The sequence below is a fragment of the Mycobacterium sp. UM_Kg27 genome (assembly GCF_000972905.1).
Classification (GTDB): Bacteria; Actinomycetota; Actinomycetes; order Mycobacteriales; family Mycobacteriaceae; genus Mycobacterium.
The window spans coordinates 1-25,340 of record NZ_JRMM01000053.1; the positions used below are offsets into that span (position 1 = coordinate 1).

Below are 25,340 nucleotides of genomic sequence, written 5' to 3' on the forward strand. Positions count from 1 at the left end.
GGCACCGGCGGGGGCAACAACACCGCAGGCGGCACTGACAACGCACCTGCGGGCGCCAACGGCAACGACGTAAACACCAGCAGCGGCACAGGCGGCGGCAACAGCTTCACCGCCGGCGGCGGCAGTGGCGTCGGTAACAACACAAGCACCGGTACGCAAAGTGCGGGCGGCCCAGCGGTCGCCCCTAGCCTCGTGCCACCAGGGGGTGGCGGCATACCCGGCGGAGTGCCGCCAGTCGGTGGTGGAGGCAGCGTCCCCTCCCCCATGGCCTCCGGCATGTCAGGCCTCGGAAGCCCCGGCGGCGGTGGCAGTATGCCACCCGGCCTCCCGGGCGGCGGGCCGGCCCAAGCGCTTGCCACGGGCATGCCAGGTGGTGGTCCTCCCGGACTGGGCGGGCCGCCATCGCCATTGACGCCGGGCGGAGCGGGCACCGGGGGATTCGGTCAGCCATCCCAGATTCCGCCCTCACCGTCGGTGACGCCGATGGCCGGTGGTGCGCTCGGCAATATGGCCCAGTTGGCCAGCCCCAACACCGAGATCGCCCCGCCCGCTCCCACGGGTGGCGCGACACCGGCAGCACCCACGGCACCGCCGGTGACAGCGAGCCCGGCCTCCGTGTCGTCGGGGCCGATCAGCGCCGGCCCGGCGGCCCCGGCGGGCCCCTTGCCCGGCTACGGGGCAGATTTGCGCCCGGCCGCTGCCGCCGTCCCGGCGGCACCCACGGCGCCTGCCGGTCCTGCGGGCCCGACTCCCCCGCCCGGTGGCCCCACCACGCCGGCGTCCGGGGGTCCAACCGTGGCCTCCACCGGCGATCGTCCGGCACCGGGCAAACCCACACCCGGCGCCGCCAGTCAGTCCGGCGCATCGGTGGCCGGCAGCATGGGCGCCGGGAGCACGGCCGGAGCCGGAGCCGGTACGGCCGCCCGGCGGCTGGCCGAACACCAGGATCTGCAGCGCAAAGTCGACGCCGTGGCCCGCCAGGCGCCGGACCTGGCCTGGGCGGCCGGGCTTCGCGACGACGAGACCACCACCGTGCTGGCCACCGACTTGGCCGGCGGCTGGATTCCGCCCACCGTCAAACTCCCGCCCGGGCTGACGTTGCTGGACCCGGCCCACCGTCGCCGCGATACCAGCGCGGTCGATCTGCTGGGTGCGGTGATCGCCGCCGCCGCCCATCAACCGAACACCTATGTCACCGAGGCCGGTCCGAACGATCCGATTCCCGGCAGCGGGGAGCGCGCCCGCTATGGGCAGCACGTCGACGAACTCGGCCCCACGCTCATCGACATCACCGGCACCAACGACCGCCTACCGCGGATCGTGCAGATCGTGGCACGCGCCGTGGCCCGCAGATCCGGTGTCGCCGACAACGAAATCGAGCTGTTCCGGCAGGTAGTCACCGCGACACAGGCGCGAGTACTGTCGGCATATCCGCAGCATGCTCCGCGGGATGTCGCCGACTGGATGCTGTTGGCGGCCATCGACGCCCTGATCGATGGAAGCGAAGAGCTCGCCCGTTACCACCTGGCCTGGTATCTGGCAGTGGCCGTACGGCATGGAGGTGTTAGGCCATGACAGACGACTTCGTGAAGCATTACGGTGCGGACTTCTTGCACATCGCGCTCTCACAGCCCCCGACGGCGATCCCTCCGGGACCGGTCCATCCGGGCGGATCCTCCCCGGTCGACGCCACGATGGCCGCCTTCGGCGCCGCAACCAACTTGAACCTGGTCGAGACGAACACCGAACTCGCCAACGATCACCGGGACCGCACCGGCCACGCCGCCGATGCCGTGCGCAAGTTCGCCGAGCACGAGGCCGACGCGGCGTCGAAGTTCCAGAACGTCGCCTCGCAGGGCGACGCCCTGATGGCGCAGCAATCACCGCAGGAAGCCATGGGCGGGGCGATGCAGGGCGTCAACGGCGCGATGCAGGGCATCACCAGTGCACTCAGCGGGGCCCTCGGCGCGGTGACCAAGCTGCCCCAGGGCTTGATGCAAGCCGGCCAGGGCGCGTTGTCACCACTGATGAGCGCCGCGTCGTCGCTGGGCAAGGCCGGCCTCGGCGGCACCACGCTGGCCTCAGACATCAGTCCCGACCCCGGCTTGGGCGGTGGAGATTTCGGCTCCGGCGGAAGCGGCGGAGGACTGGGTGTGGGCACCACGCCGGCCAGCAACCTCGGTCCGCCCCCGGTTCCAGGGACCTCAACGCCGACAACGCCCGCTAGCTCCCTGGCCAATACCGGTGCGGCCGGCCCCGCTGGCGGTGCGCCCACCGCGGGTGGGGGCGGCGGCGGGATGATGCCGATGATGCCCGGCGGGGCTGGCGCCGGCGGCAAGGGCGGCAAAGACGACAAGACCGACGCGAAGCGGATCGCCGCTCCGGGCGTGGCCAACGGCCAGCCCGTCAAGGGTCGCACGACGGCCCCGCCCAATGTGCCGGTGACCAAGTCCGTCGCAAAAGATGCCGGGCACCCTGGCATCACGCCGCTGAAACGCATTGTGGACACGAACGACTCGTCGAAGTGACAGACCCTTCGCCGCGCTGATCGAAGCGGCGACTATGCGCCGCCGTTGTGGCGCACCCGGCCGAATTATTGGTCCACTTCGCGTCGCGAAAGATGAACCCGGACCAGCAGATAGACGCCTCCGAGTAGGCAAGACACCATGCGCAGCGCAGCCAGCCAGACCTTTCCACCCGCCGAAGACAGCTCGATCATGAGGAGAGGAACACAGAGCACCGCAAAAACGAGGAGTGCTACGCCGAACGCTCTCACCCGGCGGGGGTTTTTATCCAGTAACGGCAACGTCCCTGCCGTCACTAACAATGGCAGCAGTACTTGGAACAAATCACGGAACAAATTGATCACCTAGCACTCGAAGGATGTCTAGCTCGACACCAAAGGAAGCCGTCCGCATTACGTTGATCCGCCCAAGCACCGGATAATGTCGCCGATATTCAGCACACCGTCTCCCAGCGCCCCTGCAGCAGCGACGATCGCGATCGGCGGAGCCTCAGCAAGCGGTACCGCGCCGGCGACCCCCAAACCATCCAATCCGAGCGCGAAAAGGCTTCTAGCTGCGTCGTCAACGCTACATTGGCCCGCCTGCGCCGCTTGCAGCACGCGGATCGCCTGCTCCTGCTGACCCTTCGCGTAGCCCGCTCCTAACGTGTCGGACAATGCCTGCGTCCACTCCGCTGGAGTCCGGTTTGGAACATGGCTGTTAACCCATTGGGTCCCTGCTTCTGCGACTTCGGGGGGAACCCAATACGGCCCAAATTTCACCGGTGGAACCTGAGGGGACTCACCCGACGGTCTGCCGCCGAGTTCAGGCGGCAATTCCGAAAGCGGATGCCCGGTAGGGGGTTGCGGCATCGGCGGATCAGACGGGTCTGGCTTGAGCGGAGGTGTCTGCGGATTTCCAATACCGTGCCTAAAGCCGACCATTTGCGCCGACTCGTTCGCGCGGTCCGGGCCTGTTGACCCCTTCGGCCCACTCGACGCCAGATCGTCACGAGCCCGGTATCGCTCGGTCAGCGCCTGCACCTGCGCACTCCGCTGCTGACTGTCCGCTGCGGCATCGGAGATGACTTGGTGGACTTCCCGAGTCTTGCCCACGAGAAAGGTCTGGAACTGACGGGCCCCGGCCGGGGTGTCCAAGCCTGGCCAACTGGCGGCGGCCTGGTGGATCGCGGCCTCGATCGCATCCAAACGCTGCCGCGCCTGCACGTTGTGCTGGTGGGCACCGCGCAGGATCCCCTCGAATGACCGGTCGAGCTCAACCGCCATCGCCAACCGTTGCACCAACTGCTCTTCGCGTGCCCGGGCGGCCTCAGCGAACGCCCCCAACTGCTCCGGCATAGCTCAAAAGCTACGCCCGACGGCGTCATCGCGTGTTCCCAAGTGACTGGTTCCCGCTGGCCAAGGCCAGTAATGTCGTCGCGGTGCGCTTTGTCGCCGCAGGGGGCGGCGCAGCATCACCGAGCGTGCGCCGTTAGGGGTAACAGAGCATGCCGCTGAGTCTGTCGAACCGGGACCAGAACTCCGGTCACCTGTTCTACAACCGACGACTGCGCGCCGCCACCACTAAATTCTCGGTGCGCATGAAGCACGACGACCGCAAGCAGACCGCCGCGATCGTGCTCTCGGTCGTGCTGATCTTCATCGGCATGGGCTGGATGCTGTTGCTGAATGTGCTGCGTCCGGCCGGGATCGTGCGGACATCGTCGATCGTCGGCGACCGCGACTCCGGTGCGATCTATGCGCGCATCGACGGGCGACTGTACCCGGCGCTGAACATCACCTCGGCTCGACTGGCGGTCGGCAACGCGCAAGTGCCCACTTGGGTCAAGCCCGCGGAGATCGCCAAGTACCCCACCGGCCCGATGATCGGCATCCCGGGTGCCCCGACCTCATTGGTCGCCAACACCGGCGCCCCCTCGGCCTGGGCGGTCTGCGACACCGCGGGCTCCCCGCGCCGCGCCGAGCCCCCCGTGGTGACCTCGATCGCGGGCCCGTTGAGCACGGCCGGCCGTGCCGCGCCGCTGGCCCCGGGCGCGGGCGTATTGACCCGCTTCCAGGGCGCCACCTACGTCATCTGGGGCGGCAAACGGTCCCAGGTGGATCCCGCCGACCGGGCGGTCACCCTGAGCCTCGGCATCGATCCGGGCATCACCGCTCCGGTGGAGATGTCGCGGGCACTGTTCGACGCGCTGCCCAGCACGGAGCCGCTGCGGGTCCCGGTGATCCCCCTGGCCGGCACGCCGTCGCAGTGGGTGCCCGGCTCCCAGGTCGGGGCGGTGCTGGAGACCCGGACGGCCGGCGGCGGCTCCCAGTTCTACGTGCTGGTGCCCGACGGGGTCCAGAAGATCACCAGTTTCGTGGCCGACCTGATCCGCAGCGCGAACTCATTCGGGTCCGTGGCGCCGCTGGTGGTCAGCCCGGACAAGCTGGTCAACATCCCGGAAGTCAGCACGCTGCCCGTGGAGTACTACCCCAACAGCAGGCTCACGTTCGTCGACACCACCGCCGACCCGACCACGTGCGTGGGCTGGGAGAAGGCACCCGGCGACCGGCAGGCACGGATCACCCTGTACAGCGGGCGAGGCCTGCCGGTGTCGCCCGCGATGGACAACCGGATCGTCCGGTTGGTGCGCGATGACCGCAGCCCCACCTCGGTGGTGGCCAACCAGGTCTTGGTGCTGCCGGGCGCAACCAACTTCGTCACCTCGACCAGCGAACTGCTCGACTCCGATTCCCGCGAAACCCTGTTCTGGGTGTCGCCCAACGGTGTCCGGTTCGGCATCGCCGGTGAGAGCGAGACCCTGCGGGGCCTCGGACTGGATCCCGGCTCGGCACAGCAGGCGCCGTGGCCGCTGCTGCGCACCTTCGCGACCGGTCCGGAACTGTCGCGGCATGCCGCGCTGCTGGCCCGCGACACCGTGGCGTCGGCCGGCGCGGTGCAGCCGGTAGTCCCCACCAATCAGCAGGGCGTCCCAGGAGGGCACTGAGGCGATGTCGAAGCGCGCATTCGTTCCGGTCCGTCTGCAGGTCCCCGAGCCCAAGCCGGTGCGGGTCGCGCCCCGCGCGCCGGACGCCCTCCCCGAACGCGAGCCACGCAACCTGTGGGTGATGATCGGCATGCCCGCACTGATCGTCGCGCTGATCGGCACCATCGTCATGCTCTACGTGTCCGGGGTGCGCAGCCTGGGTTCGGGCATGTTCCCGATGGTGGGCATGGCCGGCCTGGGCATGCTGATGTTCTCCGGGCGATTCGGCCGGGCCCGCAAGATCAGCTGGGGTGAGCAGGAGAAGAACCGGCGCAGCTATCTGCGATCCCTCGACAGCGAGCGCGACGAGATCCAGAAAGCGGTCTGCGCCCAACGCAATTCCCAAGAGTTGGTGCACTCCAACCCGCAGGACTTGGGCGCTGTCATCGGCGGCCCGCAGATGTGGGAGCGTCGCCGCTCGGATGCGGACTTCCTCGATGTGCGGGTGGGCGTCGGCGTGCAGCACGCCCCGGACTCGGTGTTGTCGGTGCAGTGGCCGGAGATCCCGATCGACGAGGAGCTGGAGCCGGTCACCGGCCAGGCGTTGCGCGACTTCATTCTCGAACAACGCAAGATCCGCGACATCGCGAAAGTGGTCAACCTGCGCGCCCGCCCGGGCTTCAGCTTCGTTGGCGAGGACCTGGACGGGGTCCGCTCGTTGCTGCGTTCGGTGCTGAGTGGGTTGGCGGTGTTTCACAATCCGCTGGACGTCAAGTTGATGGTGGTGACCCGGCACCCCGAGCTGTGGTCGTGGATGGTCTGGCTTCCGCACAACCAGCACGACGAGTTGTTCGATGCCTGCGGGTGGCGGCGCCTGGTGTTCACCAGCCCGACCGAACTCGAGGCGACGCTCGGCGCCGACCTGCACATGAAAGGCAAGCGCGGCGCCTGGCGGCCGCCGTCGACGCCCAGTCCCACCACCATGGGCTCGGCGCTGGAGACCGGCACGGACGGGCACGATCTTGGTCCGCACTGGGTGATCGTCGATGACAACACCGGCAGCCCCGAGGCCTGGGAGAGCGTCGTCGGGCGCGTCGGCAAGGAGGGCATCACGGTGCTGCGGGTCGCCTCCCGGCTCGGCAATGGTGTCGGGTTCGCCCGCGATGAGATCTTCGAGGTCACCGGTAATCCGCCGCGTCCTATGCTGCGCTCCGGCGGCAAGTTCTTCGCCCACGCGGACCAACTGTCGGTGCCACGCGCCTACCGCTACGCGCGGGCGATGGCGCGCTGGTCCCCGACAGCCAGTGTCGACGTCGCCGACGCGGGCAGCGGCGCCCTGGAACTGTTGCGCGCGCTGGGCATCGAGGACGCGCGCGAGCTGAACGTCGACCGGCTGTGGGCCGAGCGGCGCAGTCGCGGCGACGAACGCTGGGCGGAGATCCCGGTCGGCGCCAAACCCAACGGCGAACTGCAGAACGTTGTACTGCGCGCAAAAGACTTCGGCGGCTTCGGTTTCCACTCGGTGGTGATCGGCACCAGCGGCTCGGGCAAATCGGAGTTCTTCCTTTCCCTGGTGTACGGCATCGCGCTGACCCACTCGCCGGAAACCTTCAACGTGATCTTCGTGGACATGAAGTTCGAGTCCGCGGCCCAGGACATCCTCGGCATCCCGCACGTGTCGGCGGCCCTGTCCAACCTCGGTAAGGACGAGCGGCACCTCGCCGAACGGATGCGCCGGGCCATCGACGGCGAGATCGCCCGGCGCTACCGCCTGTTCAACTCCGTCGGTGCGCGCGACGCCAACGACTACGAGGAGATCCGGCTGGCCGGCCGGGACCTGGAGCCGGTGCCGATCCTGCTGGTGGTGATCGACGAATACCTGGAGTTGTTCCAGAACCACCCCAAGTGGATCGACCTGATCATCCACATCGGTCAAGAAGGCCGCGGCGCCAACGTCTTCTTCATGCTCGGCGGGCAACGACTGGACCTGTCGTCGCTGCAAAAGGTCAAGTCCAACATCGCCTTCCGGGTGGCTCTGCGCGCCGAGTCCGGTGACGACAGCCGCGAGGTAATCGGCTCGGACGCCGCCTATCACCTGCCCTCGAAAGAGAACGGCTTCGGGCTGTTGAAGGTCGGCCCGCGCGACCTGGACCCGTTCCGCTGCTTTTACCTGTCGGCGCCGTTCGTCGTCCCCAAGCGCAAGACGTCGACGGGCAAGACGCTCGACATGACCTTGACCAAACCGCGGCTCTACACCTGGCAGTACCAGCCGCTGGACGAGGCGGACGCGCAAGCGCTGCAGGATATGTCGGCCACCGATGCCGAGCCCGACGAATTCCTTTTGCACGCCGACGGGTTCAAGAAGAAGAAGATCGTCGATGTGCTGCGCGAGTCCCTGATTGCCGCCGACCGCAAGGCACCGCACCTGCCGTGGCTGCCCCCGTTGGAGATCTCCGAGTCGGTCGATCAGCTGGTGGCCCGCTACCGGGGCAAGCCGTGGAACGTCGACTACGGCCGCAACCCGGGACTGGTGTGGCCGCTGGCCGTCAAAGACATCCCCGAGGATGCCCAGCAGGTGGTGCACTGCGTCGACGTGTTGCGCAGCAACGTGATGGTGGTCGGCGCCAAGAGCCGCGGCAAGACGACGACGCTGATGACGCTGATGTGTTCGGCGGCGCTGATGTACACCCCGGCGCGGTTGACGTTCTTCTGTGTCGGCGGCGCCACGCTGGGCTACGCCGAGACGCTGCCGCATGTGGCCGACATCGTCTCACCGGCCGACCGCGAGGGCGTGGAGCGCACCGTTGCCACCATGGCCGCGCTGATCAGCGCCCGCCAAGACACCTTCCGCCGCGACAAGATCGACATCAACGAATTCCGGGAGCGGCGCTTCGGGTCCGGTGGCGACAGCCTCGCGGGCACCGATCCAGGCGATCCCTACGGCGACGTGTTCCTGGTCATCGATGACTTCTCCGACCTCTACGCCGCCGACACCATGCTCGGCGACCGGATCATCGCGCTCAGCGGTGTCGGTCCCGAGTACGGGGTGCACCTGATGACCAGCGCTTCCGGCTGGATCCACGGCCAGCGTCAGACGTTGCTGCAGAACTCCGACGTACGCATCCAGTTGCGGCTGCAGAACCCGGGCGAGAACGAGATGGGCACGGCGTCGCTGGACGCCCGCGATGCCGCCAAGCGCACCGTGAACCGGCCCGGTTTCGGTCTGACCGAGTCGTTGCACGAGATGCTCATCGGGGTGCCGGAGCTGGCCACCGAAGACGGCGCCCGGATCGGGACCCGGGAACTGGGCGCGCGAGTCGCCGAGGTCGCGGGCGTGACCAAGCACACCACGCTCAAGCGGCTGCCGCCCGCGGTGGCGCTGTCGGAGCTCCTGGCCTACGACGTCGCCCAGCGGCCACCCGCCCGGACCGCTCCGTCGATCGCGTTCATGATCGGCGAGCAGCACGATCTGCTGCCGGTGCCGCTGATGCTGTCCGAACATCCCGGGATGATGATTCTGGGGCGGGCCCTATGCGGCAAGAGCGCCACCCTGGCCGCGATCGGCGAAGCGGTGATGGCGCGGTTCAGCCCGCAGGAAGCCCAGATCACCATCGTCGACCCCAAGACCGGACCGCTGCGTGACCTGCAGGGCGCCGGCTACGTCAATGCCTACGCCTACGACCAGGACGAGATCGACGAGGTGCTGACCACGCTGGCGCAGCAGGTGCTGCTGCCCCGGCTGCCCGCCAAGGGCCTGAGCCAGGAGGAGCTGCGCGCCCTCAAGCCGTGGGAGGGGCCGCGCCATTTCGTGCTGGTCGACGACGTGCAGGATCTGCGTCCGGCGCAGATCCATCCGGCCAAGCCCCCGGTGGGCGCGGCGTTGTGGAAGCTGATGGAGCGGGGCCGCCAGATCGGGCTGCACGTGTTCGCCACCAGGAACTCCTCCAACTTCGGCCAGCTGGAGATGGACCCCTGGGTCAAGACGCAGCGCGCCGCCAAGGTGCCCACTTTGTTCATGGACAACGACCCGCAGAACAAGGTCAATCGGATGGTGCGCGCACAGGCGTTGCCCGCGGGCCGGGGATTACTGGTCAACGATTCCGAAGTGGAAGGTGTGCTGGTCGGAGTGCCCTCGTCGATGATCCACGATTTCGAGCAGCAGTAACCGGTATTTACATCGTGAAGTGACGGGGGCCGAATATCGGTTTACGATCGACTCCGACTTGCCAACGTCGGCACATCAGCGATGAGGCATGGGGAGGAAATTATGTTCTCTGTAGAACCGGAAGCGGTCTTGGCGTCATCGGGCGTCGAAGCGGCGATCACCGCCGAGACAGAGGCGGCCGCCTCCGCGGCCAGCCCGGCCCTGCTGGGCGTTCTGCCGATGGGTAACGACCCCGATTCCATCGCGTTCCAGGCCGCCCTGCTGGCATCGGGAACTCAATACCTGGGCATCGTCGCCGAGCATTCGGCGCAGCGCGGGCTGTTCTCCGGTGCGCAGGCCACCGCCTCGGGTGTCTACGGCGCCACCGAAGCGCTGCGAGCCGCCACCGTCGCACTCGGCGGCTAATCAGTGGCCGACCCGGGGTGGGCCGCCCGCTCACCGGAGACCAACGACATGTTGATCAAATCCGGCGCGGGCGTTGCGACCATGCTGACCAATGGGGCGGCATGGACATCTCTGGGCGTGGCCCACCACGCGTCGGGAATCGCCTCGGCAGTCAACACCGCATTGACCTCGATCGGTTGGATCGGCGCCGGATCGGAGGGGTCGGTTCTCAACGCGACCCTGCTGAACGTGGCGTTGCACGGGCTGGCGGGCTGGGTGGATGTCAAGGCGCCGATCGTCGCGGCCGCGGTCGAGGCCTACCAATTGGCCTACGGCAGCATGCGCACCACTGCGGAGTGCGAGGAGAACCGGATCGAGACGGCCACCGACTACGGGATCAACCCGTCGGTACTGGGGGCCTTGACGCCGCGCATCACCTCGCTCGAATTCGAGTACTTCGGCCTGTTCTGGCCCAACAACGCCGCGGTAGGCGCCTCCTATGGGGCCGTGCTGACCGCGCTCATCTCCAGCCTGTCGGTCCCGGCACCGGTGGCCGGGATGGGCGCTTCACCCGCGGCTCCGGCGGCGGCGGCCAGCGCGGTCGGCGAAGCGGCATCGCAGGCCGCGGCCGGCGGTGCCATGCGCGCCGCCTACACCGGTACCTCGACGGCAAGCAATGCCGCCGGCCAGGGTGCCAACGCCGCCCAGGGCATGGGCTCGCAGATGAGTTCGATGCTGGGACCGGTTCAGCAGATCGGTTCGACGCTCATGCAAGCGCCGCAGTCGCTGATGCAGATGCCCCAATCGATGATGAGCCCGATGCAGTCGCTGATGGGCATGTTCATGAATCCGAGCATGCTGGGCGGCGCTCTGAATCCGGCCGGGGCCGGCGGGATGCCGGCCACGGCGATGCTGGCCAATGCGACGTCCACACCCGGTGCGGGCGGCTTTGGGGGCGGCGGGGCGGCGCCGATGTCGGCGTTCACCCGACCGGTGAGCGCATTCGAGTCCGGCGGCGGCCGTCCGGTGGGGTTGCGGCCCAGTGGCGCGCTGGGTTCCGTCGAGTCGCAGCGGGTGACCACCACCAGCGCCGGCGGCATGGGCGGCATGCCGATGGCCCACGGCGCCGGAGCGGGCGGAAAAGGCCAAGGCGACCGGCCCAATGACCGGACCAACACCGTGCGAGTTGTCGACGACCGGGTTTGACCTGGGCGTTTGCTGAATACAGGGTGAATCGACACATCCGAGAGGAGCAAATACACTACCGCCAGCTACATCCCGCCGAACCCGGGGGGGTTGTTCTACAACCGAGGAGGAACCGATGGCAGCAATTGTCGTCACGCCCGAACTGATGCGGAACACCGCGTCGAAGTTGGCTCAGCACATCGAACACGCGCAGGCGATCGCCAACCAATACCTGGCCGACCACGAGAACATCCTGGGCGCTGGCACGTGGGACGGTGGCGGCTCCAAGGCCTCGTATGCCACCGCCGCGCAGATCCACGAAGACGTCCAGAAAGTCCTCACCGGCGGCCACCGCCTGACCGAGGGCCTCAACCAGGCCGCTGCCCTGATGGAGTCGCACGAGTCCCACTCCGAGCACGCCTTCCACTCGCTATTCGGCGGACAGTCCGCCTAACCCCCCACCCCCGTACTCGAAAGGACATCGATCCCCATGGCAGACAGTGGCGGTATCACCTACAACCCCGGACCCGTCTCCGATCACGCCCACAGCGTGGTCACCAGCGCCGGCACCCTCGACCAGATCCACCAGGACTCCCACCAGCTCACCCAGATGCTGACCGAGTACTTCGCCGGCCACGGTGCCACCGGCTTCTTCGAAGCCCAGGCCCAGATGCTGTCCGGCCTGCAGGGCCTGATCGAGACCATCGGACAGCACGGCTCCACCATCGGCTCCGTGCTGGAAGGCGCCATTTCGACCGACCAGACGATCCAGTCCCTTTTCTGATCACCCCCGATCGTCACCGAGGTGGGGTATCTGCGCGGACGGCGCAGATACCCCACTTCGTGTGTCAGGCCGACCACCGCAACCACTGAGACGAGGGTGACGTGCTGACTACGACGCTCGACGGGCTGTGGGTGCTGCAGGCCGTCACCGGCATCGAAACGCTCTGCCCGGAACTGGGGCTTCGTCCCCTGCTGCCCCGCCTGGACACCGCCGAACGGGCGCTGCGGCACCCGATCGCCGAGGAACTCACCGCGATCGGGGTGCTCGATGAGCAGGGCGAAGTGGACTCGATGGTCCGGGAATGGCTGACGGTGATCCTGCGGCGCGACATCGCGCTGATGCTCAACCTGCAATTCCCCGGGCGGCCCTCCGGCGACCCCCAGCACCTGACCCGCGTCTCGATCAGCCGGTTCGCCTCCTGGTGGGTGGTGCTCGAACGCCATGACCAAGAGGTGCGGCTCTACCCCGCCGGCAGCGCCACCGATCAGGCGGCCGCGAGCGATCTGCTGGTCGGCCAGATCGAGCGGTTGTGTGGCATCACCGAGGCTGCCCAACTGCGACCGGTCACCCTGGACACCAAGGAGCTGCTGGAGCGGGTCCGCGACCAGGACAGTCTGCGCCGCTACCTGGCCGCACAACGACTCGACATCGACCAGCAGCAGATCGTGGCGCTGGCTGCCGACCCACAGCAGTCCGGGCAGGCCAGCATCGTCGCGATCCAGCCCGGCGCCGGACCCGAGGAGCTGGCGCGGATGGCGATCGCGGACACCGCGGTGCTGATCTCAGACACTCCGTCGGGCCGCGTCTGCGTGGAGAACATCGACAACGGCGGCCGCCGCTACCAGATCGTCTCCCCCGGCACGCGTGGCGACGTCGCCAACGCGATCCTGCGGCTCATCGCTCGACTCCCGGCCGGCGCGGACTGGCATTCACACCGGCGGGTTGTGTGACAGTGAATTCACATCTTCACCATTACCGTGCATTACTGTCCACCGTGAGAAACATTGCAAACGTGGAATCAGCAGCCGTGTTAACATCACGCACGTGACGAGCCCATGGAATAGCCAGAATATGCCTGACGAAGGCTCATCCGGGCGGTGGGATCCGGCATCCAGCCACCGCTACCGGGATTCCGTATCGGACTCCATGCGCATTTCCGACCTGGCGACACCACGCAAGATTCCGCCCGGCTCGGGCTGGCGCAAACTGATCTATGTGGTATCAGCGAAAGTTATTAATCCCGGCGAATCTCCGCGCGAACGTCATTACCGTGATTTGCGTAATCGAATTCGCCGGCACATCCGGCGTCAGTACGTGATCACGTTGGTGTCCGGAAAAGGCGGCAACGGTGTGACGACGATGACCGCCGCCATCGGCAGCGTGTTCCGGGAATGCCGACCGGAAAATGTGATCGCGATTGACGCCGTTCCGGGCTTCGGAACACTGTCCGATCGCATCGACGAACACCCGCCCGGCGACTACTCGGCCGTTCTGAGCGACACCGACGTGCAGGGCTATTCCGACATCCGCGAACACCTCGGGCAAAACGCCGTCGGCCTCGACGTCCTGGCCGGCAACCGGACATCGGACCAGCTGCGCCCGCTCGTTCCGGCCATGTTCAGCGGAGTGTTGTCGCGGCTGCGGCGAACGCACAACGTGATCCTGGTGGACACCGCGGCAGACCTGGAGCACCCAGTCATGAAACCGGTGCTGGAGAACACCGACACGCTGGTCTTCGTCTCCGGGATCACCGCAGACCAGTCCCGCCCGGTGCTACGGGCGGTGGACTACCTGGCCTCGCAGGGCTACCACGAGCTGGTGTCGCGGTCCACGGTGATCCTCAACCACTCCGCCCCGGGCGAGGACAGTGCCGCGGTGGCCTATCTGACCGAACGGTTCAGCAAAACCGGCGCCACCGTGGAGGTAATGCCGCATGACGCCCACCTGGCAAAGGGCGGAATCATCGACGTCCACAACGAGGTAAAGAAGAAGACCCGGCTGCGGTTATTCGAAATAACCGCCGGTCTGGCCGACAAGTTCGTGCCCGACACCGAAAGGTAAGCGCGGTGACTTCTCCGACACCAGCTAAAGTCGCGTTTCCGGCACGCTGTGCGGTGAGTCTCGCATACGACAAACACCTCGTGTCGCAGGTCTTCCCGGCCGGTATTCCGGTGGAGGAATTCTTCGAGGGAATGGTCGAGCTGCTCGACGAGGATCTGCGGCACCACGGTTTCGACGGGGTGGCCCTGCCTCCGGGCAGTTACGAACTGCACAAAGTCAACGGCGTCCGGCTCGACATCACTCGAAGCCTCGACGACTTGGGCGTACAAGACGGCGACACCCTGGTTCTGGTCCCGGCGGTAGGCGGCGACTCCTTCGAACCGCAGTACGAATCGCTGTCGAGCGCGCTGGCCGCGACGGCCCGCCGACTGGGCGCCCAACCCGAGATCAAGTGCCAGGAGTGTGGGCACCGAGCCGACGAGCAGACCGTGACACGCCTGCTCAACTCCCGAGTCGATCGGATGTTCGCGCCGGTCACCGCGATGACCGCCGCGCACACCGCGATCGGGCTGATGGCGATGGCGGTGGTCGTGCTGTCGACGCTGGCGGTTCGCGCCCGGATGTTCAGCGACAGTTGGCCGCCCGCGACGGTCCTGGCCGGCCTCGGCGCACTGCTGGCCCTGGGAGCCACGGTGATCCGGCGGAACTGGCCGGCACGCGATGACCTGTTCAGCGGATTCGGCTGGCTGGCCGTGCTCGCGCTGTCCTGCGCCGCACTGTGCGCGGCACCCGGTGCGCTGGGCGCCCCCCACCTGCTGATCGGGGTGACGGTCCTGGCGTTGGGCGCGATCGGTCTGAGCGTGCTGCTGCGTTCGCAGACCGCGGTGGCCACCGCGATCGTGACCGCCGCGGGGATCGGCGGGGCGGTGGCGGCAGCGCGGATGTGGCATCCGGTATCGCCGCAGGTGATCGGCATCTGCATGTTGTTGGGCCTGTTGATCCTGTTGCGCATGTCGCCGACGATCGCGCTGTGGGTGGCGCGGGTGCGGCCACCGTACTTCGGTTCGATCACCGGGCGCGACCTGTTCGCCCGCCGCGCCAATATGCCGATCGACACGGTCTCTCCAGTCGGCCCGGAGGACGGTGACGACGACGAGGACGATCTGGTCGACATCTCCGCGCGCGGTGCCGCGATCGCGGCCTCGGCCCGGTTGATCAACGCCGTGCAGGTCGGGATGTGCCTCGCGATCGCCACGGCGCTGCCGATCGCGGTCTGGATGGTGCTGGATCCGGGCGGGGCCCACCCGCGTGGCGCGCTGGCGCTGTGCGGTCTGGTGGCCGGCCTGTTCATCACCCAGGGCCGCGGCTTCGCCGGCCGCGTCCAAGCGATCGCCCTGGTGGGCGGGGCGTGCGCGGCCGTGCTCGCCGGAATAGTCAAGTACGCACTGGCCAACCCGGGTGACACCGCCGGCGGGTTCTTGTGGCCATCCGCCGCGATCGCGGTCTTCGCCGGACTCGGGGTGGCCGCCGGCCTGCTGGTGCCCGAGACCAAGTTCGTGCCCTGGATCCGGCTGGCCGTCGAATGGCTCGAAGTACTGGCGTTCATTGTGGTGGGGGTGCTTGGCGCTTGGCTGGGAGGACTGTTCGTGTGGGTGCGCAACTGAGCCGCGTGCACGCCCGCACAGCGGCGGTCGCCGCGGTGATGCTGTTGGTGAGTATGTCCAGCGGCCCGCCGATGGCGCAGGCCATCGAGCCGCCGTCCGTCGATCCGGCCCTGGTGCCGGCCGACGGCGTGCCCGGGCCGGACCAGCCGATGCGGCGGTCGAACTCATGCAGTGTGCCGATCACCGTCGCCAACCCCGACGTGGCGCAGCTGGCACCCGGATTCGACATGCTCGGAATCGCCGCGGCGTGGCAGTACTCCACCGGCAACGGCGTTCCGGTGGCCGTCATAGACACCGGCGTGACGCCGAATCCCCGGTTGCCGGCGGTCGCCGGCGGCGACTACATCATGGGCGGCGCCGAGGGCCTTGGCGGTTTGCAGGACTGTGATGCGCACGGCACCATCGCCGCGTCGATCATCGCCGCGGCCCCGCTCGGCGTGCTGCCGATGCCCCGCCCGATGCCGGAAGTTCCGGCGTTCCCCCCACCGGCCGGTCCCCCGCCGAGCATCGGCGAACCGCTGCCGCCGGCTGATCTTCCCGGCCCGCCGGCACCGCCGCCGATCCCGGCACCAGTGACCATCACTCAGGTGGCTCCGCCCCCACCCCCACCGCCGCCACCCCCTCCGGAGGGTGCGGTGGCACCGGCCTCGGGGCCGGCCGATCCGCAGACCGAGGACGAGCCGGCGGTCCCCCCGCCCCCGCCCGGCGCCCCGGACGGGGTCGTCGGCGTTGCCCCGCACGCCAGCATCATCTCGATCCGCCAGTCGTCGCGGGCGTTCGAGCCGGTCAACCCGCAACGGTTCGGCTACGACGACGAGCGGGTGAAGGCCGGCACGCTCGCCACGCTGGCCAAGGCCGTCGTCCACGCCGCCGACATGGGCGCCAAGGTCATCAACATTTCGGTGACCTCCTGTGTCCAGGTGGCGGCCGGACTTGACCAACAGGTGCTGGGGGCAGCCCTCTGGTACGCGGCGACGGTCAAAGACGCGGTGATCGTCGCGGCCGCCGGCAATGTCGGCGAAGCCGGCTGCGCCGACAACCCGATGTTCGACCCGCTGAACCCGAGCGATCCGCGGGACTGGAACCAGGTCAAGGTGATCTCGAGCCCGTCGTGGTTCTCTGACTACGTCTTGTCAGTCGGCGGTGTGGACGCCACCGGGGCGCCGATCGACAAGAGCATGACCGGACCCTGGGTGGGGGTGGCCGCACCGGCCACCCACGTGATGGGCCTGTCTCCACAGGGCGGTGTCCCGGTCAACGCCTACCCGCCGATTCGCGTCGGCGAGAAGAACATGCCGTTCTGGGGCACCAGCTTCTCGGCCGCCTACGTCAGCGGCGTCGCTGCCCTGGTCCGGGCCAAATACCCTCAGCTCACCGCGCATCAGGTCATCAACCGGATCATGCAGACCGCACACAATCCGCCCGCCGGCGTCGACAACCGGGTGGGCTACGGACTCATCGACCCGGTCGCGGCGCTGACGTTCAACGTGCCGGCGGGTGACCCGCTGGCGCCGGGCTCGCAGCAGCGGGTGATCACCCCGGCGCCGCCACCACCCCCGCCGGACCACCGGGCCCGGACCGTGGCCCTGGGATTCCTCGGCGTGATCGCCGTGACCGTCCTGGCGGCCGCGATCACCGCGCGGATCCGGCGGGCCACCAAGTGAGTCCGAACCGGGTCCGGCTGACCGGGTTCACGCCGTCGAGCAACCGGCGGCTGCTGTGCGCGACGACGATCGCACTGTGCGGTCTAGCGGGTTGGGCGCTGGGTGGACTGCTCGGTGCCGCGGTGGCGGTCCCGCTGGCGGTGCTGGTGGTGCTGGTGCCGTGGTGGGGGCAGCCGGCGTGGTCGTGGGCGCTGCTGTGGTTACGACGTCCGTCCAAGGCCGCTTGGAGCGAGCCGATCACGGTGGCCAACAACCGCGCCGGCGGCGGGGTTCGCATCTCCGGCGGTGTGGCGGTGGTGGCAGTCCATCTGCTGGGCCGGGCGCATGCGGCCACCGTGGCCACCGGCTCGGTGAACGTGGAGACCGACAACGTCGTCGATGTCGCCGAGCTGCTGCCGATGCTGCGGCACGCCCTCGGGCTGGTCCTGGAGTCCATGAGCGTGATCAGCATCGGAGCGCGCCGCGCCACCACCGGCGACTACCCACGGGTCTACGACACCGAGATCGGCACCCCGCCGTACGCCGGCCAGCGCGAGACCTGGCTACTGCTGAGACTGCGGGTCATCGACAACACCGCTGCGCTGCGCTGGCGCACCACACTGGGTGCCACCGCGGTCGCCGTCGCGCAACGGATTGCCGGCCTGCTGCGGTGCGAGGGGCTGCGCACCCGGGTGGCCACCGCCAGCGACCTGGTCGAACTGGATCGGCGCCTCGGCGGTGGCTCGCTGGTGGCCGGCGCCGAGCGCTGGAAGACGCTGCGCACCGAGGGCGGCTGGGTGACGACCTACGCCTATTCGGCCCGCCAGATCAGTGCCCAGCTGCTGGCGCAGGCGTGGACTCTGCCGGTCGATGAGGTGATCCAGAACGTCACGGTGTTTCCGGACGGGAGGTGTACGGCCACCGTGACCCTGCAGACTCCGCAGCCAGCGCCGACTCCCCCGTCGGTGGTGCTGCACCGGCTCAACGGGGAGCAGGCCGCCGCCCTGGAGGCCAACATGTGCGCGCCTCGCCCCCAGCTGCGCGGCCTGCGGCCCGGCCGGTTACCTGCCAGCCTGCCCCTCGAGATCGGTCCGTCGGGCGTGCTGATCGGCAAGCTGGCCAACGGCGATCGGCTGATGGTGCCGCTGACCGACTCCGGTGAGTTGAGCCGGGTGTTCATCGCCGCCGAGGACCTGATCGCCAAGCGCATCGTCATCCGGGCGGCCGGTGCCGGCGAACGGGTCTGCGTGCACACCCGGGACAAGGCCCGCTGGGCCAGCGTCCGAATGCCCGAGGTGGCCGTGGTCGGCGAATCCCGGCCCACCCCGCGCACCACCGTCAGCGTGGTGGACGGGCCGATCGCGCCGTCACCGCGGCCGGCCACCGTGATCACCGTGGCGCCGCCCGGGACACCGCCCCCACCAGCGGACGCGGTCGAGGTGAGTATCGAGCAGATCGACCGGAACGCGGTACGGGTTGCGGCCGGCGGAAAATCTTGGCTGGCTACGGTGGAGTTGTTCCGGGCGGAAAACCGGTACTGCAGCCCGGAGGCGCTGACCCCGATGTCGTCGCGATGACATCGCACCGCATCGGTTGTCAGCGAAGAGAACCTGGACGCGCGACAGAGGACGACAGACATTGAGTGACTTGCTGGCGGCCCGTCGACACTTCGACCGGGCCATGGTGAGCATGGACGGCCGCTACGGCTCCCCCGACGCGTTAGCCGACTTCGTCGCCGCAACCGAGGCTGATCCGTCCATGGCCGACGCCTGGCTGGGCCGTATCGCCTGCGGCGACACCGAGCTGGACACCCTCAAGCGTCTGTACGCCAACAGCGACTGGCTGCACAAGGAGACCACCCGACTGGGCCGGCACCTGGCCGCCCAGATCCCGTTGGGACCGTATCTGTCGATCACGGTGACCGATGCCTCGCATGTGGGTTTGGCCCTGGCATCCGCACTGACCGTTGCCGGTGAGTACGAGCGTGCCGACGCCCTGCTGGCCGACCGGGGCTTGCTGGACAGTTGGATCAACCACCAGTGGCACCAGCTCGGGCGCGCGTACCTGATGTTCGTCACCCAGCGCTGGCCGGATCTGCTGACCGTCGCCGCCGAAGAGCTCCCCGACCGCGCGATCGTCATGCCCGCCGTCACCGCATCGGTGTGCGCCCTGGCCGGCTATGCGGCCGCCCACTTGGGCCAGGGACGGGTGGCACTGGACTGGCTGGATCGCGTCGACATCACCGGACAGACGCGGTCCTCGGAGCGCTTCCCGGCAGGGGTGCTCACCGCGTCGATCAACCCCAGCGAGATCCCTTTGCTGGCCGCGGATCTCGCCTATTTGCGGGGCATGGTGCACCGCCAGCTGGGTGAGGAGGAAAAGGCGCAGGTCTGGCTGTCCAAAGCCGCCATCAATGGTGTGTTGACCGAACCGGCCAAGGCTGCGCTGGCCGAACCGAATCTGCGCCTGGTGGTCACCGAGGAACAGATCATCGACAGTCGCACCGACCGTTGGGATGCTGCTTCGGCGATGAGCCGCGCGGAACTCGACGAGCACAACGCGCTGGACCGCCGGGCGGAGCTCTTGGAGCAGGGTCGCGCCGAGCTGGAGAAGCAGGTCGGCCTGGCCGAGGTCAAGCGTGCGGTCAAGGCGTTGGAGGACCAGCTCGAGATCCGGGCCATGCGACTCGAACACGGCCTGCCTGTGGAAGGCCAGACCAACCACATGCTGCTGGTGGGCCCGCCCGGTACCGGCAAGACCACCACAGCCGAGGCGCTGGGCAAGATCTACGCCGGCATGGGCATTGTGCGCAACCCGGAGATCACCGAGGTGCGTCGTTCGGACTTCTGCGGCGAGCACATCGGGTCATCCGGCCCCAAGACCAATGAGCTGATCGAAAAGGCTTTGGGTGGAATACTTTTCATGGACGAGTTTTATTCGCTGGTGGAGCGTCACCAGGACGGGACTCCGGACATGATCGGTATGGAGGCCGTCAACCAGCTGCTGATCGCGCTGGAGAAACACCGCTTCGACTTCTGCTTCCTCGCCGCCGGCTACGAAGACCAGGTCGACGAATTCCTGACCGTCAACCCCGGCCTGGCCAGCCGGTTCAACCGTAAAATCCGGTTCGAGTCCTACAGCCCCGAGGAGATTGTCGAGATCGGTGAGCGCTACGGATCCAGCCGGGCAACCGTACTGAATCCCGCAGCACGCCAGCGGTTCCTGGCGATGGTGACCACTATCCGTGGCTACGTCAGCCCGCGCGGAGAGCACGGCATCAACGTTATGCACAACGGCCGGTTCGCCAGAAACGTGATAGAGGAGGCCGAACTCGCCCGCGATACCCGGGTGGCCGCCCAGAAGCGGTCCGGGCAACCGGTAACGATCGACGACCTCAAGACCATCACTGCCGCTGACATCGACTCCGCCGTGCGCGCCGTGTGCGACACCAAACGCGAGATGGCCGCCCTGAACTGGTAGGACGTCACTGTCAGACCGGGCTGGTGCCGTACCGCGTTTCGAAGTCGGACTGGGCTTCCTCACGCAGCGCGGTGAAGACGAGGTTGAGCCGATCCGCCAACTCGCTGTGGGTGTAGTCGCTGACCACACACGGGTGCAGCGTCAACTCCAGAAGCCGGCCGTCGGCGTTGGCCACGGCACGGATATCACCGAGATCGACGCTGTAGGTTGTGTTCTCGGCCTCCGCGACCAGCGCTTCCCATTTCTCGGCGGCCTCGCGCAGATCCCGCAACACCGACTCCACGAGGTCCTTGTCGCTGAGTTCCGCGTGGCTCTCCGCCCCCGACATTGGCTAAGTATGTCCAGCCGGTGTGAACAGCGTCAATTCATCGACGCTCGTTAAAGCTGTGAATCCCACTGGCTGGCGGCAGGGGCGCTGAGCTTGCGAAACCAGCTGTAATGGTAGTTGGCCGAAACGGTGTCTCCGGTGGCGATGCCTTCGGTGGCGGCCAACAGCATGCAGTTCAGCGCCACGGCGAGGTCGGAGTCGGGATACTGTGCCAGCAGCTGGTAGCGCGTGGTGTCCAGATGCACACGCAATAAGTCGATTTCGGCGTCGACCACGCCGGTGCCGGCCGCTCCCGCCTTCACCAGGGTGTTGGCCATTCGCGGCAGTCCTTCACGCCAGTGGGTGGCCTCGCTGAGCCGCCAGCCGAGGTCCTCGATGGGCGCCAGCATGCGCGGCTGTACCGAGGTGTGAGTCTCCGCGAAATCACTCGCCCAGCCCAGACGATCGCCGGGACTGTAGCTGGCCGACTCAATCGGGCTGCCCAGCATCTCGGCGGCGGTGCCATTGCGGCGGTCGGGTTCCAGCAGTTGCACCCCGTCTGGCAGCTCGATTCCAGACGGAATCCATCCGTTGGCGATATCGGTGGCCAGTCGGGTGGTGCCGTCGGCGAAGATACCGATCGCCCAGCGCAGTCCGGGCTCCTGACGGGCGACGAAAGCCAGCAAACGTTGCAGCCGCTGCTCGTCGGATTCGGCGACCGGCGGGGCGAGGGGTGGCGGCGGGGCCGGATCGGGCTGGACCGCCGCGAATGGTTCCGGAGCCACGGGAGCCGGTTCAACCGGCGGTACGAAGACCGGCTCGACCACCGGTGCGACGAAAGCCGGCTCGACCGGCGGCACTACGACCGGCTCGGCGGGCTCTGGTTCCACTGCCTGCGGCGCCGCGGCAGCCTCGATGACCTCCGGTACCGGCGGGGGCGGGTCCACTGGTACCGCCTCAGTCGCGGCGGCGGCGGATTCGGGCAGCCGATGACGCGCCCGTGGGGCAGGTGCCTCCGCAGGCGGCAGGGGCGGTTCGGGCGAGCGAGGCGGCGCGACGGGTTCGGCCGGAACCCCGGCGGCCGCCGACACCGGGGCCGAAGCGGGAGCCGGGGCCGGCGCCGCATTGAGGCTGATGTACTCCCCGCCGAAGTCCAGGGCTTCCTTGTGGAGCTGGCGCACCGTCGACTCCACCCGGAGCACGGCGAAAGCTCTGGCGACGTTGATAACCCGCGTCTCCGCGGCCTGGCGAGCCGGGCCGGTCAGATCTGATCGACTGATGACGTGCAGCTTCTCGTTAGCCGAATGCGCGATGCGCTGCAGATCGGCCTTGAGATAGTCGGCAAGCGGTGCCGTCTCCGGGGTGATCGTCGCCAGCTCGGCGGGCCACAGGCCGCCGAGCACCCAGGAACTACAGTCGACCGGAGCGCTGAAGGCCGGGATCGTCAGCGATTCCCGGGCCGCGTTCCGGAGGCGTTGGCGCGCCGACCGTCGACCGAAGAGTGCCACCGCGCAAGCCTACCGTTGCCGTCCCGGCGCTCTTGTCCGAATTCGTCCGCATCGCGTCGCGTCGTCGACGGCATTCAGGCGGCCCTCCACAGCCACTGCGCGCGGTGAATTGTCAGCCCCCGGCCCGGTGGGTAGCGTGCAAATCGTGGCTGATGTCGGGTCCCCGGGCACGGGGTGTGCAGCGCAGTTGAGCGAGGTACTCGCCTTGCTGGAGCGGGCCCGAAAACTGTTCGGCGACACGGTGATTGATCCCCCGGCAGACATCGCCCCCAACGCGGACGCTGCCGGAAGATGGGTACTCTAGTCCCCTGGATTCGTGCCCGGGTGCAGGTGGTGGGCCAGCAGCCGATCGGTTGCGACCCGCAGATCATCATTGGTGGGTACCGCGGCCGAGGGCACCTGGCCGGTCGTGACGATCTCGCCCCGGATCTCTAACGCCGCCTTGAGAAACGAGACGTCCGCGGTGAGGACGATGGCCTCTGCCAGCCGGTGCGCATCGGTGTCCATGACCGATTCAGTGAGCACCACACTGTGCAGATAGCCGCCGCGGCAAGACCGGAACAGCACTTCGCCACTGGGGTGGATCGTGTCGAAAGCCGGATTCGGCTCAGTCATCGGTGCCCATCGGTTAGGCGCCCGAAGGCGTTGGCGGCATCGTCTTCATTCTTGTTCCACGTCGCCACCGCGCGGTGCAGATTGTCGGAGACCATCGAATGCTCGCTGGACTGGTCGTCGTAGCAGTCCTTGCGTGCGTCCAGCAGTGCAGCGGCCGCCTGGCGAAAGTCGCCGTAGATCGGCCCGAGCGAGTTCAGGGTCGCCTGGATTCCCGCGTGCGAGGCCGCGACCGTGGCCAGATAGTCCGACGCCTCTTGATGGTTTCCAGCCGCCTTGGTCAGAACGTCCTGGTTGACGTGGATCTTCTCGGGCATATTTCACCTTCCTGGCTAATCGACGATGACGGTTCGAGCCGCCCTTTTCAAGCTCGCAATGCCCCCGAGCGCGCTCGCCGGCCTGGTCGCAACCGGCTCAGCGGGCGGCGCCGGCTCCTGGACCAGGGCCGGCGGGTGCTGCCAACCCAGAAATCCGGGACCGCGCAGGTTCTCGACCAGGTGGATCTGCCCGTCGAGAAGTGCCTTGCCGGCGCCGACGGCGAGGGCATGGCGGTCGGTGAACACACCGATGTCGCCGGGCCGCAGGCTGACCACATCGACCGCTGCCACCACCGGTGTTCCAGGCGGCGGGATGTGGATGCCCTGACTGCGGAACGCCTCCACGACTGGCTGTCCGTCGGCGACGGCCTGCATCGCCGCAGCCAGTTGCGGGTTGGCCACGGTCGTGGTCTCGCCGTCGGGCAGTCGTACGGCGACCGGTCCCGCCTCCCCCGGGTCCTGCGCCGGGGTATCGCCGTCCGCCCCGTCGGCGTCGGCGCCATCGGACGCCTCGGCGGTAGCCGCTTCCTCGGACGGGTAATCGTCATCGGCGGGCAGGCCATCAAGGCCGAGACCAGACGCCGGACCGGTCAGCGGAAATCCGGAGGGCATCGCAGCCGGCATCGCACCGAATCCCGGACCGTCGGCGCCCATGCCCGGAAACATCGGCGTCGCCAACTCTGGCGGCAGCCGTTGGGACGCCGCCAGGTGATCGGCCATCGGCTCGTCATCGGCCAGGAGGTCCGGGTACGCGTCGGTATCGGGATCCACCGAAAGCGACTGGTCGTCCCCGCCGGGCGCCGACTCCTGGCAATCCGATTGCGCCGCGGGGTACAGCCGTGTCAGCGCGGCGGCGAGCGCTTGCTTGGAGGCGTCATCGTCGTTGGCCTCTTCAACCACCCTGATGATCTGCCCGAGCCTGTCGATCAGGAATCTCTGGAACTCGCGCGCGCCGGCGGCGGTGCTCAGGTCCCAGGCCCCTGCCGCGCCGGCGATTTCGACCTCGATGTCGTCGAGGCGGCGCCGGCCTTCCAGCGTGGTCTTGTGCGCGTGGCGCAGCGCTTCGATGATCTGCCTGTCGAAGTCCGCGGCAGTCGACAGTTGCTGCGCCAGAGCGGCTTCAGCCTGCCTCATGGCTTGCGCCGCCCGGCCCTGCTGTTGCTCGCCGGACGCCGGATAGCCCGAGCGCTCCATGGCAGGTGACTCTACTGAGGGCCACCGATGCCGACAATTCACCCGGGCACCCGCGGGGGACAGCCCGATCACGGCAGCGGACGGCGGATCGCCACATCCGCGCCCAGGGGGCTGATCTGCACGGTTGCCCCGGCGTGCGGGGCTTCGATCACCCGGTTTCCCCCGATCGCCAGCTGCACATGCCCGGTGCTGGGGAAGACCAGGTCGCCCGGGCGAATCTGGGAGCGCGGCACCGGGATTCCTTCGTGGATCTGTGTATAGGTGGTACGTGACAGCGGGACGCCGGCCTGCTGATACGCCCACTGCGTCAGCCCCGAGCAGTCGAACCGGTCGGGGCCGGTCGCACCCCAGACGTAGGGCCTGCCGAGCCGCGACAGTGCGGCCCGGACCGCCAGTCCGGCACGAGTGTTGGGCAACGGCAACCGATCCAGCCCCACTGGCCTGCGCCGCAGCCCCCGGTATCGCAGCCGCCGCAACCGCGCACGGTGGACCAGCGCGCGATGCTGCGCCGACACGACGTGGGCGTGTTGAGCGCGCAGCCGGGCCTCGCGGCGGCGCAACGCCTCCCGGTGCGCCATAGGCGTATCCCTGTCTCTTATACACATC

At 68.2% G+C, this 25,340-nt stretch carries 22 protein-coding genes; 14 read left to right on the plus strand and 8 right to left on the minus strand.

What is annotated here, in order from left to right:
- The coding region (locus LI94_RS25065) for a DUF5631 domain-containing protein (protein WP_204368856.1) at positions 1-1,575 on the plus strand (1,575 nt) is incomplete at its 5' end.
- Positions 1,572-2,528, plus strand: a complete 957-nt coding sequence (locus tag LI94_RS10470; RefSeq protein ID WP_046301144.1) for a hypothetical protein — start codon at positions 1,572-1,574, stop codon at positions 2,526-2,528. The genes LI94_RS25065 and LI94_RS10470, both read left to right, overlap by 4 nt.
- 65 nt (positions 2,529-2,593) lie before the next feature.
- Here the strand turns inward: LI94_RS10470 and LI94_RS23135 are convergent, their stop codons facing one another.
- Both LI94_RS23135 and LI94_RS21885 read right to left on the minus strand, forming a co-directional pair.
- Complete coding sequence (locus LI94_RS23135) at positions 2,594-2,869, minus strand: hypothetical protein (RefSeq protein ID WP_125079435.1); 276 nt, start codon at positions 2,867-2,869, stop codon at positions 2,594-2,596.
- Positions 2,870-2,917: 48 nt separating this feature from the next.
- On the minus strand, positions 2,918-3,862 hold the full coding sequence (locus tag LI94_RS21885) for a DUF4226 domain-containing protein (RefSeq protein ID WP_052739914.1): 945 nt from the start codon (positions 3,860-3,862) through the stop codon (positions 2,918-2,920).
- Positions 3,863-4,011: 149 nt separating this feature from the next.
- Here LI94_RS21885 and eccB point away from each other — a divergent pair, with 149 nt between their 5' ends.
- The 12 genes from eccB (at position 4,012) to eccA (ending at position 20,796) form a co-directional block, all read left to right on the plus strand.
- Complete coding sequence (eccB, locus tag LI94_RS10480) at positions 4,012-5,511, plus strand: type VII secretion protein EccB (protein WP_046301145.1); 1,500 nt, start codon at positions 4,012-4,014, stop codon at positions 5,509-5,511.
- A 4-nt stretch (positions 5,512-5,515) separates the two neighbouring features.
- Positions 5,516-9,655, plus strand: coding sequence for a type VII secretion protein EccC (locus LI94_RS10485; RefSeq protein WP_046301146.1), 4,140 nt, complete (start codon positions 5,516-5,518; stop codon positions 9,653-9,655).
- 99 nt (positions 9,656-9,754) lie between these two features.
- Positions 9,755-10,060, plus strand: coding sequence for a PE domain-containing protein (locus tag LI94_RS10490; RefSeq protein ID WP_024442145.1), 306 nt, complete (start codon positions 9,755-9,757; stop codon positions 10,058-10,060).
- 3 nt (positions 10,061-10,063) lie between these two features.
- On the plus strand, positions 10,064-11,245 hold the full coding sequence (locus LI94_RS10495; protein ID WP_046301147.1) for a PPE family protein: 1,182 nt from the start codon (positions 10,064-10,066) through the stop codon (positions 11,243-11,245).
- Positions 11,246-11,360: 115 nt separating this feature from the next.
- Positions 11,361-11,678 (plus strand): WXG100 family type VII secretion target, encoded by a 318-nt coding sequence (locus LI94_RS10500; protein WP_024442143.1) that lies wholly within the window; start codon positions 11,361-11,363, stop codon positions 11,676-11,678.
- A gap of 36 nt (positions 11,679-11,714) precedes the next feature.
- Positions 11,715-12,008 carry a WXG100 family type VII secretion target gene (locus tag LI94_RS10505; protein ID WP_024442142.1) on the plus strand — a complete coding sequence of 98 codons (294 nt, stop codon included), beginning with the start codon at positions 11,715-11,717 and terminating at the stop codon, positions 12,006-12,008.
- 101 nt (positions 12,009-12,109) lie between these two features.
- Positions 12,110-12,958 carry an ESX secretion-associated protein EspG gene (locus tag LI94_RS10510; protein ID WP_024442141.1) on the plus strand — a complete coding sequence of 283 codons (849 nt, stop codon included), beginning with the start codon at positions 12,110-12,112 and terminating at the stop codon, positions 12,956-12,958.
- A gap of 94 nt (positions 12,959-13,052) precedes the next feature.
- A complete protein-coding gene (locus tag LI94_RS10515; RefSeq protein WP_024442140.1) occupies positions 13,053-14,069 on the plus strand; it encodes a MinD/ParA family protein in 1,017 nt (338 codons plus the stop codon).
- A 5-nt stretch (positions 14,070-14,074) separates the two neighbouring features.
- Positions 14,075-15,673 (plus strand): type VII secretion integral membrane protein EccD, encoded by a 1,599-nt coding sequence (eccD, locus tag LI94_RS10520; protein ID WP_081654531.1) that lies wholly within the window; start codon positions 14,075-14,077, stop codon positions 15,671-15,673.
- A complete protein-coding gene (gene mycP, locus LI94_RS10525; protein ID WP_152664800.1) occupies positions 15,658-17,337 on the plus strand; it encodes a type VII secretion-associated serine protease mycosin in 1,680 nt (559 codons plus the stop codon). The genes eccD and mycP overlap by 16 nt, the downstream gene beginning before the upstream one ends.
- Positions 17,334-18,893: a type VII secretion protein EccE gene (eccE, locus tag LI94_RS10530; RefSeq protein ID WP_024442137.1), complete on the plus strand. Its 1,560-nt coding sequence runs from the start codon at positions 17,334-17,336 to the stop codon at positions 18,891-18,893. The genes mycP and eccE overlap by 4 nt, the downstream gene beginning before the upstream one ends.
- A gap of 103 nt (positions 18,894-18,996) precedes the next feature.
- Entirely contained in the window at positions 18,997-20,796 is a 1,800-nt protein-coding gene (gene eccA, locus LI94_RS10535) for a type VII secretion AAA-ATPase EccA (protein ID WP_152664801.1), read from the plus strand.
- A 10-nt stretch (positions 20,797-20,806) separates the two neighbouring features.
- Here the strand turns inward: eccA and LI94_RS10540 are convergent, their stop codons facing one another.
- The 6 genes from LI94_RS10540 to LI94_RS10565 form a co-directional block, all read right to left on the minus strand.
- Positions 20,807-21,124 (minus strand): DUF2710 family protein, encoded by a 318-nt coding sequence (locus LI94_RS10540; RefSeq protein ID WP_024442135.1) that lies wholly within the window; start codon positions 21,122-21,124, stop codon positions 20,807-20,809.
- A gap of 50 nt (positions 21,125-21,174) precedes the next feature.
- Positions 21,175-22,611 carry a DUF5631 domain-containing protein gene (locus tag LI94_RS10545; RefSeq protein ID WP_046301149.1) on the minus strand — a complete coding sequence of 479 codons (1,437 nt, stop codon included), beginning with the start codon at positions 22,609-22,611 and terminating at the stop codon, positions 21,175-21,177.
- A 300-nt stretch (positions 22,612-22,911) separates the two neighbouring features.
- The gene (locus tag LI94_RS10550; protein WP_046301150.1) at positions 22,912-23,226 is read right to left on the minus strand and encodes a DUF2694 family protein; all 315 of its coding nucleotides are present in this window, start codon (positions 23,224-23,226) and stop codon (positions 22,912-22,914) included.
- Positions 23,223-23,540, minus strand: a complete 318-nt coding sequence (locus LI94_RS10555; protein WP_046301151.1) for a type VII secretion target — start codon at positions 23,538-23,540, stop codon at positions 23,223-23,225. The genes LI94_RS10550 and LI94_RS10555 overlap by 4 nt, the downstream gene beginning before the upstream one ends.
- A 15-nt stretch (positions 23,541-23,555) precedes the next feature.
- On the minus strand, positions 23,556-24,734 hold the full coding sequence (locus LI94_RS10560) for a DUF4226 domain-containing protein (RefSeq protein ID WP_046301152.1): 1,179 nt from the start codon (positions 24,732-24,734) through the stop codon (positions 23,556-23,558).
- A 68-nt stretch (positions 24,735-24,802) separates the two neighbouring features.
- Positions 24,803-25,340: C40 family peptidase (locus LI94_RS10565; protein WP_046301153.1), on the minus strand; the 538-nt coding region annotated here is incomplete at its 5' end.